Raw genomic sequence first — 15068 nt, forward strand, 5'->3', positions numbered from 1 at the left:
CCCCCTGAAGGACGAAGCCGTCCTCCAGGGGCTGTCCCTGCCATGGGGGCTGGCAAGCCTTGCTTGGCCTGCCGATGCGTCAACGTGCCACGGGCTTCGCCGGAGCCGGTGTGGCTGGAGTCGCGGGAAAACGCCGCTCGCGCAGCAACGCGCCGGTGTCGGCGTCGCGGCCCCGGAAGGCGCGGTAGCCCTCGAACGGGTCCACGGTGTTTCCCACGGACAGCACATGCTGCCGCAGGCGGTTCGCGGCCTGGAGGACCTGGGCGCGCGTCTTGCCGGAGAACGCGTCGTAGGCATCCGCGGCCAGGACATCCGCCCACAGGTAACGGTAGTAGCCCGCCGCGTACGCATTGCTGGCGAAGACATGCCCGAAGTGGGACATGCGAAAGCGCATGCCGACCTCCTCGGGTGCGCCCAGCTGCTTCAGCGTGGCCAGCTCGAATGCACCGATGTCCTTCGGCGGCGTCGCGGCCAGGTGGAGCTTCATCTCGACCAGCGCCGAGGTCAGGAAGTCGACCGTGTAGAAGCCCTGGTTGAAGGCCGCCGCCTTCTGGATTTTCGCCACGAGCGCCGCGGGCATCGGCTTGCCCGTCACATGGTGGCGCGCGAAGCGGTCGAGGACCTCCGGTGTCGCCACCCAGCGCTCGAACAGCTTGCCTGGAAACTCGGCGTAGTCGGTCACCACGCGCGTGCCCGCGAGGGAAGGGTAGGCCACATTCGAGCTCAGCCCATGCACGGCATGGCCGAACTCATGGAAGAGCGTCTGGGCGTCGCGCCACCCCAGCAACGCAGGCGTCCCCGGTGCCGGCTTCACGAAGGGCAGGCTGTTCGACACGATGGGCGTCGCCGTGCCCCGGAACCGCTCCTGGATGCGGAACGGGTCCGTCTGCCCGCCGTTGTACTTGCCCTGCCGTGCGTAGGGGTCGAAGTAGAGCAGCCCCACGTGCCGGCCGCTGGCGCGGTCCTTCACCTCGAACACGCTCACGTCGGGATGGTAGACGGGCACGCCCCGGGCGGGCGTGAAGCTGAAGCCAAACAACTCGCCCGCGAGCCAGAACATGCCTTCCCGAAGCGCGTCGAGCTGCAGATATGGCTTCACCTCGTTCTCATCGAGGTCGTACTTCACCTTGCGGACCTTCTCCGCGTAGTAGCGGTAGTCCCAGGGCGCAATCTTCTCGCGCTGGCCGGAGCGCGCCGCGAGGGCCTGCATGTCGGCCACCTCTTCACGCACCCGGGCGACGGCGGGCGTCCACATCTCCTCCAGCAGCGCCATGGCGCGCTCGGGCGTCTTGAGCATGGTGGGCGCCAATTGCCGGTGGGCATACGTGGGGTAGCCCAGGAGCCGGGCCTGCTCCGCGCGAAGGGCCAGCATCTCCGCGATGAGGGCGTGGTTGTCGCGAGCACCCCCGCGGTTGCCCCGGCTGTCATAGTTGCGCCAGACCTTCTCGCGCAGCGCCCTCCGGTCCGAGAACGTGAGGAAGTCCGCCACCGCCGAGCGCGTGTTGGCCACGACCCACCGCCCCTTCATGCCCCGCGCTTCCGCCTCGGCGGCGGCGGCCTGCCGCAGGGGCTCGGGCAGTCCCGCCAGGTCCTCCTCGCTCTCGAGCACGATGCCTTGGGCCTCGTCCCCCAGCACGTTCTGGGAGAAGGAGGTGTAGAGCACCGCAAGCCGCTGGTTCAGCTCCGCCATGCGCTTGCGGCCCGGGGCGTCGAGTCGGGCGCCGTCTCTCACGAAAGTCTGGTGGAGGTGGTCGACGAGCCGCCGCTGCTCCGGCGTCCATTTCGCCCGCTCTGGCGAAACATGGACCGCCTGGATGCGCTGGAAGAGGCGCGCATCTTGCGGCGTCTCGTCCCAGAAGGCGGCCAGCCGGGGCGACATCTCCCGTTCCACCGCTTGAAACTCCGGCGTGTTCATCAGGTTGGACCACGCGTTGTAGACCTCGTAGACGCGCGTGAAGTCCCGCCCCGCGTCCTCGAGCGCGGCGATGGTGTTCTCGAACGTGGGCGGCTCCTGGGAGCTGGCGATGGCGGCGACTTCCCGCCGGGACGCCTCCATTGCCGCGTCGAAGGCGGGCCGGAACTGCTCGACCTTCACGCGGTCGAAGGGGGGCACGCCGCCGTAGGGCCCCTGCCAGGGCGCCAGCAGCGAATTCGAAGGGGCGGGGGCCGCCAGCACGGCGCCGGCCGTGAGCACTCCGAGCAACACGATTCTGTATCCGGGCATGTGTATAGAATAGGTGTCGGACCAGTCCTCCATCCATCGAATGAAATTCGACTGAGAGCCCGGAATGACGCCCCTCGACCGAATCGATCGCACGATTTTGACCGCGCTCCAGAAGGATGCGCGGCTGTCCAACAAGGAGCTGGCGGCGCAGGTGGGGCTGGCGCCCTCCACGTGCTTGGCGCGCGTGAAGAAGCTGGAGTCCGAAGGCTTCATCAAGGGCTATCGCGCGGAGCTGGACTCGGGCGCGTTGGGGCTGGGCCTCCAGGCGCTCATCTCCGTCCAGCTGCGGCTCCATGTCGACCATGCCTTCGGCAGCATCGGAGACCACCTGCGCTCGCTGCCGGAAACGGTGGCTGTCTATTGCCTGGGCGGCAGCACGGACTTCCTGGTGCACGTGGTGTGTCGCGACACCGAGCACCTGCGGCGGCTGACCATCCTGTCCTTCACCAACCGTCCCGAGGTGAGCCGCATCGAGACGTCACTGGTGTTCTCGTACACGCGGCTGCCCGTGCCCGTGGACCCCGAGGAGATGGCGGCGCTGCCACGGCCCGGATGAGACGGGGCCGCTGTTCGGGGACTGCCTTCATCGCCGCAGGCCGTGCGGCGGACGCGCTATGTTCGCCCCGAGCGCGCACGGCCCCTCATGCCGACAGCGTGTCCGACTCCTGGGGCTCGGGCAGGACGCGCTTCGGATCGCCAAAGGCCATCAGCCGGCGGTGCAGCGGCGCGAGCAGGCCGATGAGGAGCACGAGCACACCGGTGACCTGGAGGATCCGCTCGATGGAGACCACCTCCGCCATGGGGCCGAAGAGCAGCATGGACAGCGGCATCAGCGCGGTGGACAGCATGGTCATCACGCTGAACACCCGCCCCAGGTAGGCCGGCTCCACCTTCTCCTGGAGCATCACCGTGGCGGGGGTGTTGTAGAGCGGCAACGCCACGCCGAAGATCGCCATGAACGTCAGGTACACCCCGAAGTGGGGCACCACGCCGAGGCCCACGGTGCACGCCCCCATGATGAGGCTGGAGGCGACCATGGTCCGCATGCGGTTGTCGAAGCCCTTCCACACGGCGAGCGCTGCCCCTCCCACCATCATCCCCACCGAGAAGACCATCTCGATGGCCGTCAGCCGCCACACCTCGGGCCCGAAGCTGCGCGCCGTCTGCAGGGTCGTGAGGAGCGCGGCGGGGGTGATGAGCACCAGGATGATTCCCAGGTAGCCGAAGAACGGCACCAGGTGCGCGTGGCCGCGGATGTACCCGAAGCCGTCGCGGATCTCCTTCAGCTGCGAGGCCCCCTCCTGCACCGGCGGACGGGGGCGTGCCTCTACCCGGACGAAGACGGCCAGGAGGAGGATGGCCAGGGCCGCCGTCACCACGTCCACGTAGAAGAGCACCTGCAGGGGCGCCACGGACATGAGGAAGCCGGCGAGCGCCGGAGCTCCCAGCATGTTGATGGATTGGACCGTGCCCTGGATGCCGTTCACCCGCATCAGCTGGTCCTCGGGCACCAGCTGCGGAAGCAGCGCTCCCACCGCCGGATGCTGGATGGCCGTGCCCACGGCGCGCACCGCCGCGGCCATGAAGAAGAGCCACAGCTCCGTGCCGCGCAGGGTGAACACCACGGCCAGCGCCAGGGTCACCAGCGCAATCAGCGCGTCGGCGAGGACGATGACCTTGCGGCGATCATACCGGTCCGCCCAGACCCCTGCGAAGGGCGACAGGAGGAACGTGGGCAGGAAGCCGGCCACGATGTAGAGCGTCATCATGACGCTCGAGCGCGTCTGCAGCGTCACCTGCCAGAGGAGCGCGTACTGCACCAGGGAGGAGCCGAGCAGGGAGAGAGCCTGGCTGCCCAGGAAGAGGGCCGTGTTGCGCTTCCAGGAGGCGTGCATGGCGGAACTATAGTCGTGTTCGTAGCGTCGACATCAGAGACGGAGTGCTCCGTTGACGAAGGTGATCTTCGGGCTTCGAAAGCCCATCGAGATCCACGCGCCCAGGAGCTTGACGAAGAATGAAACGGATTGCCGCCTGGCGTTCGGAACGTCATCCGGAAGCGCCGCGCCGGCCGGCAGGTCCTCCGCCATCGTCCGCATCTCGAGCGGGGGCAGCGTTCCCGCGGGCCAGAGACAGCCATAGAGGCTGAGCCAGTGGCCGTTCTCGAACTCGAGGAACACCGGCGTGTTGCAACAGGTGGCCACGACCCGGCGGGTCCTGGCCTCGGGCGTGAGGCGGAACTCCTTGAGGAAGTCGGCGCCTGCGAGAAAGCGGATGCGGTCCTTGCGGTAGAGCACGAAGCGCGTCGCGCCGTGCGGTTCCAGGATCGGCGGGGCCGCGGGGAGCGTCTGCATCCTGGCGCCGGCCGCTCGGCAGCTGTTGCAGCAGCACTCGGCGCTGAGGATGGGCGCTCCCTCCGCCTGGAGCCGCACCTGTCCGCAAGCGCAGCCGAGTTGAGAGGTCTGGGTCATGGACGCGCTTTCTTCGTGTGGGGGTGGCTGAAGAGGAGGCGAAGGTATCGGTCGAGATGGTCGAGGCTCTCGCGCGCAAGCGCGGAATCGTTTCCGGCCTTGGCGAGCACGAAGGCGCCCTGGATCACCGTCTGGGTGTGGCGCGCGAGGCTCTCGGCCGTCCACTCGCCCGAGAGGCCTCGCTGCTTCATGGCGGCGCGGAGATCTGCCTCGAGCGTCGCGGCATGGCCGAAGATGCTCGCGGCGCAGGCCTCGCGAATGGCCGGCGAGCTCGCGTAGACCTCCTGCACCATCGTGCCCACCAGACAGGTGAACTCGGCCAGCTCGCCCGCGATGATCGACTTGCGAAAGGCCACGTAGGCCAGGACGCGCTCGAGAGGGTCGTCCGGCGCATGGTAGGGCGCGCCCGCGAAGAAGGCGGTCGTCGTCTCGGCCCAGTGCTCCGCGGCCGCCACGCCCAGGGCTTCCTTGCTCTTGAAGTGATGGAAGAACGCGCCCTTCGTCACCCCCGCGGCCTGGCAGAGCTCGTCGACCGAGGTCGAGGCGTAGCCCTTCAGGCGGATGGTGTCTCGAGCGGCCTCGAGAAGACGGGCCCTGGCATCGCCGCGTTCAGGCTCATGCTTTGTCGGGCGTGGCATGATGCCCACCATACCGGACAGTCGGTATGGTGGCAAGCGACGGTCGCCGGGCGGATTTGCAACGCGCGGCCGGTGCGCTGGCCGCGAGCAGGAGAGGGGGACGTTCACCTCCTGGCGGAGCGCCCCCGCCCCCTCCTGGGCCTGCTACCTCGCCTCGGACGACGCCGGCTCGAGTCGCCCGTGCGCACCGCGCCGGAACAGCCAGGCGGCTCCGAGAAACAGTGCGACGAAGCCCGCGTTGAGCGTCAGGACTTCGGCCGGCGGGCTCCACGGCAGCCCCCATCCGGCGAGCACCGCGATGACGGCGATGACGGCTTGCGTGAATGCCATCGCCACCAACGTGCGGGCCATGCCGGACGCGCGCAGGCGCACGATGACGGCACCGGCGAGGCCGACGAGCAGCACCCCGCCGTAGAGCAGGTTGGTGCGGTCTCCGTCCGCGCCGATGATGCCGACGCCGAGGCTCAGCCAGATAAGACTGAGCGAGGCGAAGAGGGCGAGGCCAAGGGCGGCCCGGTACGCGGTGCTGGGGGTCGCGGTTCGCATGGACGTATCTCCGTTGACGATGATGGAAAGAGGCAAGGCGTGGACCAGGGCAGACCCTTGGTGGGTCGGGCCCCAGCCCCATGACGCAGACATAAGGTGGCACCTCCGCGCGAGGGCGGGGGGCCGGTCGGGGCCAGCGGTCGAAATCCGGCGCCAGACGTCGCCAGGCGCGGACGGCCGGCGCCGGCGGGCGTGTCCCCTGGCCACGAGTCCAGGCGTTGGGCCCGATGACCTTGGACGCGGGCCGATCCCGCTCTTCAGCAGCGCCCTGGCGGTCCGCTATCGTGCGTCCGAATCCTCGGTACCGAGCGGGCTCGCCCAGGGCCTCCAGCGCGTTCATGCGTTACTCAACGCGACGGATGCCCACATGAACGTGGTTGTGGTGGTTCGGCACGTCCCAGAGGAGCTGCATCCGGTAGGCGTTCTCGTCAAACTGGAATTGGTGCCGATGGTAGGTGCCGATCTTCTCCGGCGGGAAACCATATGCTTTTGCAATGGCCTGAGCCAATTGGGAGCCACCTATTAGATTCCCATTCTTGTCTTTGCGACCCTTGATATCTACTCCATAGGCGGTCAGTTGCGATGTGTGATGGTCGGAGAATGCCGTGGACTTTATGGATGTCGTTTCCGTCCGCTTCTGGTCCCCTATCGTGAAACCCATCTCCTTGGCGATGTCGATGGCTCGCTGCGCCGCCGCCTGAGAACCGCCCCAGGCGGTTTTGTCGGCGAGTGATTCAAAGCGCATAGCACTGGCGACCAACCCCTGGGTGCTCAAGGTTCCTTGGAAGGTGGACAGTGGCCCCAAGGGCGCAGCCTGCAGGGCAGCGGCCGTGAGGCTGGCCGCTTGGAGGGCGGGTTGCTGCTGCGCGACGGGGGTGGGCGACATCAGAGAGGGCATCCCGCTAGGGGGCGCGGTAGCGGGTGTGAAGCTGCTCACGCCATAAGCTGCCTGCACCACCGCCGTGTTGGTCACAGCGGCCGCCGCCTTTTCGGCGGCTGCTTTCTCAGTCGCGGCCTTCTCAGCTGCGGCCTTCTCAGCTGCGGATTGCTCGGCAGCGGCCCTTTCTGCCTCTGCTCTCGCGGCCTCTGCCTCTCTGCTTGCGCTGGCCGCCGCGCTCTCTGCTCCGCATCCGCCACTGGGACCGCAACCACCACCACCGTCGATAGCCATAAGACTCTCCTTGTAAAGGAGCACTGTAGTTGTCGCATGCGGTGTCTCCGTATGGCCCTGGGAGGCGTCTGATTGGTTGGGGAGCTTGGTGATGCTCTCGTGATTGGAGCTGTCATCTGGAACTTCGGATAGAGGCATTTGTCTTGCGCCGCACGTCTGGAGCCGCCCGCGAGTACCGGCACCTCCGTGACATGCCTGGCGCCACAGCTGACTGCCAGCGCAGTGGAGTAGGCTACCCAGCTACCCTCGAAGACGCAGATAATGCAGCGAGGTGGCCGGCTCGCCATGGCCTGGCACGATGTGCCAAGCGTCGTCGTTATAGACATAGACGCTCATTGATGCCGTCGGAGGGCCCGTCCCCTCCAGCCGAGAGTGACGCCTGCTGCTTCCGACCAGGGCCGGCCCGCCGCGCTCGCTTCAGCGCAACGAAGACGCCCGGAACGCCGCGCACTGGGGAACGCCGGAGCCCGCGCCCGGCGGACCTGACGGCGTCCACTCGTACGCCCCCAGGTCCACGCCCGCGCCCTGGGGCCGAGCGGTGCCCACGGTGTCGATGAGTGGCGCCAGGCCGGTGCTCCCCACGTCAATCGCGGGTGAGCCGGGCTTGAGGCGCAGGTCGTACGTGGCGGGATTCACATAGAACGCCGCCGGGTCCGTCACCTTGATGTTGTGGTCCTCCGTCACGCCCACGTCGGAGTTGGCATACGCGGGCGCCAGGTTGTTACGCACCACGCAGGCCTCGGGCAGGGTGCCGTTCTTGTGCTCCACCACGCGAATCCACGGTGGCCCGGGCTGGCCCGCGGCGCCGTTCGGCTCCAGCAGCGTGTTGTTCGTCACCCGCACGTTGCGAGCGCCCATGAAGGTGATGCCGTGGTAGTGGTCCGTGACGATGACGTTGTTCTCGACGACCCAGTCGACGAACGTACCGTCGAAGTTGCCGATGCCCTGGAGCGCGCAGCGGAACGGCTGGGCGGGGTCCTCGAAGTTGAGGATGTAGTTCCCCCGGAGGACGACGTTGCGGAGCTCGCCTCGCCCCACGCCTCCGGGCCCGACGGTCCACGACTGGAAGCCGTCCCGGTGGTCCGGATACACCTCGTAGCAATTCTTCACCGTGTTGTATTGGAACACGGAGTTGTCACCCAGCCCGCGCAGCCCGTCCCCGGCGAAGTTCTCCACGGTGTTGCACTCCACCACCGAGTCAGGTGCGCCGAGCTGGATGCCGTAGTCGACGTTCTTCAGGTGGTTGCCTCGGATGACCAGGTTCCAGCCGTCACCCACGATTCCGTGGCCGACCCGGGTCTTCCAGTCCTCCTCCGTGAAGCCCGAGACGTCCGACACGGCCTGGATGACGTTCCCCTCCACCGTGATGTCGTGGACCGGCCCCCGGTAGCTGTGCCAGTCGATGTCCACCAGGGTCCACTTGTCATGGACGGGGAGGAACTCCGTGCTGATGTGCAGCCCCCGGAAGACCCAGTGCGAGCTGGAGCGCACCAGCAGGCGGCCCAGCCGGGGCTGGTGGCCCGGAGCGGCCGCCACCGTGATGAAGCCGGTGTTGTAGTAGCTCGTGACCTCCACCTCGCCGTGGTAGCCGTCACGAAGCCAGAGGGTGTCTCCCGCCTTCACGGGCGCCCCCGGGTTCCGAGGCACCAGCGGCTGCCCTTCCTCATAGGGCAGCCACTCCCAGCTCCGGCTCTCCACGAGCCCGTCGTTGAGGACTTCCCGCAGCGTCCGCCACGGATTCGTGGCGCTGCCGTCGCCCTCGGGACTGCCATTCACAGGGTCGACGTAGAAGTCCGCCGCCCACGTGGCCGTGGAGAAGAGCACCCCGCCGCAGAGCAGCAGCCGGCGGGCCCAGGTGTGAATTTCCGTTGCTTTCGTAGTCGTGTGACGGGTGCGTCCAGGCTTCATGAAGGTCTCCCAGGAGAGGGCTTCGGCTTCACCCAGAGGAGGCCCCCACGACAGCGTCGTCCCAGGAGAATTTCGTCGCGCCATCGGGAGCAGCGCGGCGCGTGGTGCCGGACGCAGTGCTTGGAGGGGAAGCCGGCCGCCCCACCCGAGCTGCGTGGGGCGGCGACTGGCTACGCCCGGTGGCCGCCTATTCGAACGTGGCCTTTACGTCGTAGCTCCCGCTGGTCCAGTAGGTCGCGAGGTACCAGGTCCCTGCCGTCGGGTTGGTCCAGCTGCACCCCTGCGAGATGCCCGTCACCGTCGAAGCACAGGTGTACTGAGAGCTCGAGGCGGGCTTGAGACCCTTGACGTACAGGGAGAGCTGCCCCGGGTCGCTCGATGTCCCGGTGGGCCCCCGGGTGGTGATGGTCAGCTTCGTGGCGCCTGCGGGCACCTCGATCTTGAACTGGCCGTTGCCGGTCAGCTCCGTCACGGCCACGCCATTCATCAAGGACGCGAAGGTCGTGTCATCGTTCCAGCCATCGATGCCATCGTTGATGGTGACCATGTTTCCCCAGGACGCGGTCGCCGGCATCTTGGACTTGACCGAAATGCGTCGCTGACCCGGGGAGCTGGTCATGAAGTTGTCCCTGCACTGCGTGAAGCGACCCGACGTGTTGCACGTGAAGACGTTGTTGTAGGTCATGTCCGCGAAGCGCACGTCCGTGGGCGGATTCACACCCGACTGGACATCGACCCGCACGAAGTCGGAGGCAGAGGGGATGCTGACAGAGAAGAGCAGGGCTTCGTTGGGGCCGATGTAGAGGTTCGGAACCGGGGTGCCCGGCGTCATCGGGATGACCTCGTTGGTGACGCTGTACCGGGCCGTCAGTACCACGTCCTTGAAGGCCGTTTCTCCGTCGACGCGAATGAGCCACGTTCCCGGCGCCGGATTCTCGAAGACACAGACGTCCAGGCTGGTGAGGTCCTGGCTCCGGCAGTCCGCCGCCGTCAGCGTCGGACGCACGCCCCGGCTGACCGCGAGGTCCGCGTTGCCGCGGCCGCCTGACATGCCCACCACCAGCCGGTTCCTGCCCTCCGGCACCTCCACCTTGAAGTACTGGACGGAGCCCGCGTTGCCAGCGAGCGCCACCACGTTCTCCCCGCTGGCCAGCGCCCTCACGCCTTCACCAGGGGTGCTCGCGAAGGTCGTGAGCAGGCGCGCCTGCGTGAATGTCTCTGTGCCGCGAACCGCCACGTACCAGGTGCCCGGCTGCGGGTGGGCGAACTCGCAGTTCTCCTCGTTGTCGGGCCGGGTGGACGCGCAGTCGTACGTCGTGCCCGGGGCCTCGCCGTACTTCACGTACAGGTCCGCGTTCCCGTATCCACCGCTGAGCATCACCCGGAAGTCGCTGAGCCCGGCCGGAACCTCGACCTTCCACACGCGTTCCTGGCTGGGGGCCCCCGAAAACGGCTGCTCCTCGTAGCCCGGAGTCATGAGCGGGATGCCGGAGGAGGTCGTCGCCCGGACGACTCCGTCGAGCGCGGACTCGCTGGCCACCAGGACGTACCACGCCCCCTCCTGCGGATTGTCGATGACGCAGGTCTGCCCCGGAGGGACGTTGTTGTACGTCCAGGAGGTCGCCTGGCACGTGTACTGGAACGTCGCGGGGACGTCCCCGTACCGGACATACAGGCGCGTCTGGGGCCCGCGCTGGAAGGCGTGGTCCACGCGCAGCTGCGACTGTCCCGCCGGAACGTCGATGCGCCAGTACCGGAACTCACGCTGCGCACCGGCCGTGAAGGCCTCGGGGACGCCGTCCGTCAGCGGGGCGACCGGGCCACCCCCGTACCACCCGGCCAGGGTCCCGTAGACGATGCCGGTCGTGTAATACACCGTGACGTAATAGCGCCCGGCCTGGGGCCGGAAGAGCCGGCACGGAGAGCGGCAGCCGTCGCTGACATGGGTCGACCAGGAGCCCTGCTTCACCATGGCCCAGTTGTTGTGCTCGGTCGTCAGCGTGATGTTGGCTTCCGTCTGCCCCTCGGGAATATCGAAGGTGTAGTAGGGCGCGCTGCCGCCGTAGAGCACCGGTTGTCCCGGCACCAGCGTGAGCACGCTGGGATACCCCGCGGAGAAGCTCAGTCCGGAGAATGTCGTGAAGCCGCGAACCAGGATGTACCAGGTGCCCGCGGCCGGATTCTGGAACTTGCAGCCGGTTCCGCAGGCCGTGCCCTGACCCCGCGTTGGCGGGGTGCCATGCTGGACGAACATCTCGGCAGTGCCCGTTCCCTGCGTCGTCCGGACGTTCAGGACCGGCATGCCCTCGGGTACGGTGAGGGCGTAGTAGCGGTCCTCGGACGGGCTGCCGGACAGCCCGGTCACCTGCTGGTTGTTCTGCAGGGACGTCGCCGTTCCGGTGCCCGTGCTGGCGACCACGCGAGCCGTCAGGCTCACGTTCGAGAAGGCATTGTCCGCCCGGAGGACCAGGTACCACGTCCCCGCCTGCGGATTGTCGAACGTGCACGAAGCGGGGCCGCTCGAAACACTGGCGAGGCAGTCCACCGCACTGCTGCTGCCGCTGGGGAACGGGTCCCCGCGCTGGACGTAGAGGGAGCGAATCACAGCCGAGATTTCCACCGTGAGCCGGGCCTGCCCCGTGGGGACATTCAGGGTGTAGTAGGCCAGCTCATCCCGCGCCAGGGTGATGCCCGTCACCGTCTGCCCATTCGTAAGGGCCACGGTGGGCTTCACGCTCCCAGTCACCCAGGGGAGGATCTGGTTTCCCGACGTGTTGTTCGACATCAGGATGTAGTACCGGCCCGCCCGGGGCTTGAAGATGTCGCAGGTGCCGCTGCAATCGTAGAGCGTGTCGGTGGGGCGGGAACCCCACCTCGCCTTCACCGTGCTGCTGCCCGAGGAGTCGATGTCGAGTCGCCCCTTTCCCGCCGGGACGTCGACGAAGAACATCGTCGGCTTGTTGGAGTAGTGGAAGTAGTTGGTGTTCGCGAAGAGCGGCAGGGGTTGGTTGAAATAGACGACCAGCTTCACGTTGGCGTACGCCGCCGCCCCTTCGAGCTTCACGCTCCAGGTGTCGGCGAGCGGAGCCTGCACGTTGCACTTCTCCTCATTGCTGGAGGCCCGTGGGTTGCAATCGTAGACGGTGTTGGTGGGAACCTCGCCGCGCTTGACGGACATGTTCGCGTTGCCGGTTCCTCCCGTCAGCGCGAAGGACACTTCCTGGAGACCGGCGGGAAGGTCGACGTAGAAGTACGTCACCGAGCCCGCGGCCCCGGACACGGTGACGGGAACGCCATCCTGGAGCGCGGTTCCCGGGAGCGTGACGGCGCCTGCCGCCTGGGTTTCAAGCGCCGGTGGTTCGCCTGTCCCATTCGCGGGACTGCAACCCACGGCCAACATCCACAACAGTCCAACGACAAGGGCACTGCGACTGCCTGTATGCATGTCTTCGTTCCTGGGACCTTCCAGCCCGGTTGGGATTGCAGGGCATTTTCACGGGGCGTCTGACATGCCGGCCGTCAAGGAAGGTGGGATTGAATACGAAGAGATGCATATGCAACGTGGATACAGCTTCAGTCGGCCGACATCGCTTCACCTGGAGACACATGTGAGGCGTGCCGCGCGGGCAGCCAGCTCGCCAGCGCCACCACGCCAAGCAGCAGCAGCGGCACGACGGCGAAGGTGAGCGGGTCCGTGGCGCTCACGTCGTACAGCAGCCCCTCCAGCAGCCGCGACAGCGCGAGCGCCAGCACCAGCCCCACACCCAGGCCCACCGCGCACATCCGCAGCGCGTGACGCATCACCAGCCGCACCACGTCGCGCGGCATCGCCCCCAATGCCAGGCGGATGCCCAGCTCCCGCCGCCGCTGCGCGACGCTGTAGGCCATCAGCCCGTAGATGCCCAGCGAGGCGAGCGCCAGCGCCGTCAGCGCGAAGGCCAGCAACAGCACGCGCTGGAAGCGACGGTCCGCCACGGAGCGCTCCAGGCTCTGCTCCAACGTGGTGGGCGGAGGAAGGGGCAGCTGGGAGTCCAGCTGGTGCAGCTCCGTCTTCACCGCGGCCGCCACCTGGTCCGGAGCAAGGCGGCTGCGCACCACCAGCGTGGAGAAGGGCCAGGGCGTCTGCTGCTGTGGCGCATACACCTCCGGCTGGGCGGCCACGTCCAGCGAGCGGGCGCGCACGTCGCCCACCACGCCCACCACCTCGCGCGGCAGCGGGCTTCCATAGCCGATGACAATGCTCCTGCCGAGCACCTCCTCCCCCGGGAAGAAGCGGCGCGCGAAGGCCTCGTTCACCACCACCACCGCCGGAGCGCTGGCATCGTCCCGGGACGTGAAGTCGCGCCCGCGCCGCAGGGGGATGCCCAGCGTGGCGAAGACGCCGTCGCTCATCGCGCGGTAGGCCACGGACCGATGCTCGCCCGGCGGGGAGGGGCGCTCGGGGAGGTCCAGGCTGAGTGAGACGGCGCCGCCGGACACCACCCCCGGCGTCACCAGGGCCGCCGACTCCACCCCGGGCAGCGAGCGCGTGCGCTCCAGCAGCCGGTCGAAGAAGGGGGCCAGGGCGTCGTCGGCATAGCGTACGTCCGGCAGGCTGACCCGGAGCAGGGTGATGTTCTCCGGCCGGTAGCCCGGGTCCACCGCCGCCAGCCGCTGCGCGCTGCGCACCAGGAGCCCCGCGCCGGCCAGCAGCACCAGCGCGAGCGCCACCTGCGTGGACACCAGCACCGCGCGCCAGCGCAGCGCCCCGCGTCCCGCGCTGGTGCCGCGCGTGCTCTGGAGCAGCCCGCCCAGGCTGGCGCTCGCGGCGGTGTGCAGCGGCGCCAGGCCACACAGCAGCGCCACCGCCACCGACAGCCCCGCCGTGTACGCCAGCGCCAGCCCGTCCACCCGCACCGACTGCACCTGGTGCGCCGCCGCGGGCAGCAACGCGTTCAGCGCGTCCACGCCCCACACCCCCAGCAGCAGCCCCAGCGCCCCTCCCGCGAAGGCGAGCAGCGAGCCCTCGGCGAGGAGCTGTCCCACCAGCGCGCCCCGCCCCGCGCCCAGGGCGGTGCGCACCGCGAACTCCTGCTGCCGCGCCAGCGCGCGGGCCAGCAGGAGCTGCGCCACGTTGACGCAGGCGATGAGCAGCAGCAGCGTCACCGCGCCCAGCAGCAGCAGGGCAGGGCGGCGCGTCCCGGCGGACAGCCGCTCCTGCAGGCCCATGAGGCTCACGGAGCGGTGGCTGTTGCTGTCCGGGTACTCCCGGGCGAGCGCGGTGGTGATGGCATCGGCCTCGGCCTGGGCCTGCGTGAGGCGGGCACCGGGAGCCAGCCGCGCCACCGCGTTCAGGCTGTGCGCGCCCCGGTTGTCCCAGTTGGCGCGGAGGAAGGAATTGGCGTGCAGCGGGGCCCAGAGCAGCACCGTGTCCCTGGCACCATCCCGGGGGAAGTCGAAGCCCGGGGGCATCACTCCCACCACGGAGTAGGACTGGCCGTCCAGCTCCAGCGTGCGCCCCAGCACCTGGGCGTCGCCCCCGAAGCGGCGCACCCAGAATCCGTGGGACAGCACCACCGCGCGTGGGCCGTTGAGCAGCTGCTCCTCGGCGGACAGCCAGCGCCCCAGCAGGGGGGCCACGCCCACGACGCGGAAGAAGTCCTCGCTCACCATCGCACTCTCCACGCGCTCGGGCTCCACGCCCGGGCCGGTGAGGGTGACGCCCGCGGAATTGAACGCAGCCAGCCCGGCGAAGGACTTCACCTCCTGGCGCAGGTCCTCGAGGTCCGGGCGGGCCAGACCGGAGTTGGCGTCGCCCTCGTCCCGGTTCATCCCCCACACGGACACGAGCTGTTCCGGCTGGGGGAGGGGCAGCGGACGCAGCAGCAGGGCGCTCACCACGCTGAAGAGCATGGCGTTGGCTCCGATGCCGAGCCCCAGCGCGAGCACGGTCGCCAGCGTGAAGCCGGGGCTGCGTCGCAGCGAGCGGGCGCCGTAGCGCAGGTCCTGGAGGAAGGAGGGCATGACCGGACTCCTTTAGCCAGAGGCGTGCCAACGCGGCCAGGGACTCAAGTGGGCGAAGTGACGACACGTGCCGTCAACAAGAGCCTCGGGCGCTGTACGGCTGTGGGACG

10 protein-coding genes are annotated in these 15068 nt (G+C 68.4%); 1 reads left to right on the plus strand and 9 read right to left on the minus strand.

Annotation, left to right across the window (positions count from 1 at the left end):
* Positions 1-79 precede the first annotated feature (79 nt).
* On the minus strand, positions 80-2224 hold the full coding sequence (locus ACX9TP_RS22965; protein WP_482981869.1) for a M3 family metallopeptidase: 2145 nt from the start codon (positions 2222-2224) through the stop codon (positions 80-82).
* 64 nt (positions 2225-2288) lie between these two features.
* Between ACX9TP_RS22965 and ACX9TP_RS22970 the strand changes: the two genes are divergently transcribed.
* A complete protein-coding gene (locus tag ACX9TP_RS22970) occupies positions 2289-2780 on the plus strand; it encodes an Lrp/AsnC family transcriptional regulator (RefSeq protein ID WP_482981870.1) in 492 nt (163 codons plus the stop codon).
* Positions 2781-2865: 85 nt separating this feature from the next.
* Here the strand turns inward: ACX9TP_RS22970 and ACX9TP_RS22975 are convergent, their stop codons facing one another.
* From ACX9TP_RS22975 to ACX9TP_RS23010, 8 genes are all read right to left on the minus strand, one after another.
* Positions 2866-4119: an MFS transporter gene (locus ACX9TP_RS22975; protein ID WP_482981871.1), complete on the minus strand. Its 1254-nt coding sequence runs from the start codon at positions 4117-4119 to the stop codon at positions 2866-2868.
* 33 nt (positions 4120-4152) lie between these two features.
* Positions 4153-4692: a GFA family protein gene (locus ACX9TP_RS22980; protein ID WP_482981872.1), complete on the minus strand. Its 540-nt coding sequence runs from the start codon at positions 4690-4692 to the stop codon at positions 4153-4155.
* On the minus strand, positions 4689-5342 hold the full coding sequence (locus tag ACX9TP_RS22985; RefSeq protein ID WP_482981873.1) for a TetR/AcrR family transcriptional regulator: 654 nt from the start codon (positions 5340-5342) through the stop codon (positions 4689-4691). The genes ACX9TP_RS22980 and ACX9TP_RS22985 overlap by 4 nt, the downstream gene beginning before the upstream one ends.
* A 132-nt stretch (positions 5343-5474) precedes the next feature.
* Positions 5475-5876 (minus strand): hypothetical protein, encoded by a 402-nt coding sequence (locus ACX9TP_RS22990; protein WP_482981874.1) that lies wholly within the window; start codon positions 5874-5876, stop codon positions 5475-5477.
* Positions 5877-6219: 343 nt separating this feature from the next.
* A complete protein-coding gene (locus ACX9TP_RS22995; RefSeq protein ID WP_482981875.1) occupies positions 6220-7047 on the minus strand; it encodes a hypothetical protein in 828 nt (275 codons plus the stop codon).
* Between the two features lie 417 nt (positions 7048-7464).
* Entirely contained in the window at positions 7465-8955 is a 1491-nt protein-coding gene (locus tag ACX9TP_RS23000; protein WP_482981876.1) for a choice-of-anchor Q domain-containing protein, read from the minus strand.
* A gap of 187 nt (positions 8956-9142) precedes the next feature.
* Positions 9143-12235 (minus strand): PPC domain-containing protein, encoded by a 3093-nt coding sequence (locus tag ACX9TP_RS23005; RefSeq protein WP_482981877.1) that lies wholly within the window; start codon positions 12233-12235, stop codon positions 9143-9145.
* A 293-nt stretch (positions 12236-12528) separates the two neighbouring features.
* Positions 12529-14958: an ABC transporter permease gene (locus ACX9TP_RS23010; protein WP_482981878.1), complete on the minus strand. Its 2430-nt coding sequence runs from the start codon at positions 14956-14958 to the stop codon at positions 12529-12531.
* Positions 14959-15068 lie beyond the last annotated feature (110 nt).

Source organism: Pyxidicoccus sp. M15, from assembly GCF_056858435.1.

Bases quoted from the DNA above. Each gene is read 5' to 3' on its own strand.
- ACX9TP_RS22990 (WP_482981874.1), bottom strand. From the start codon at position 5,876: ATGCGAACCGCGACCCCCAGCACCGCGTACCGGGCCGCCCTTGGCCTC.
- ACX9TP_RS22975 (WP_482981871.1), bottom strand. From the start codon at position 4,119: ATGCACGCCTCCTGGAAGCGCAACACGGCCCTCTTCCTGGGCAGCCAG.
- ACX9TP_RS22985 (WP_482981873.1), bottom strand. From the start codon at position 5,342: ATGGTGGGCATCATGCCACGCCCGACAAAGCATGAGCCTGAACGCGGC.
- ACX9TP_RS22965 (WP_482981869.1), bottom strand. From the start codon at position 2,224: ATGCCCGGATACAGAATCGTGTTGCTCGGAGTGCTCACGGCCGGCGCC.
- ACX9TP_RS22995 (WP_482981875.1), bottom strand. From the start codon at position 7,047: ATGGCTATCGACGGTGGTGGTGGTTGCGGTCCCAGTGGCGGATGCGGA.
- ACX9TP_RS23000 (WP_482981876.1), bottom strand. From the start codon at position 8,955: ATGAAGCCTGGACGCACCCGTCACACGACTACGAAAGCAACGGAAATT.
- ACX9TP_RS22980 (WP_482981872.1), bottom strand. From the start codon at position 4,692: ATGACCCAGACCTCTCAACTCGGCTGCGCTTGCGGACAGGTGCGGCTC.
- ACX9TP_RS22970 (WP_482981870.1), top strand. From the start codon at position 2,289: ATGACGCCCCTCGACCGAATCGATCGCACGATTTTGACCGCGCTCCAG.
- ACX9TP_RS23010 (WP_482981878.1), bottom strand. From the start codon at position 14,958: ATGCCCTCCTTCCTCCAGGACCTGCGCTACGGCGCCCGCTCGCTGCGA.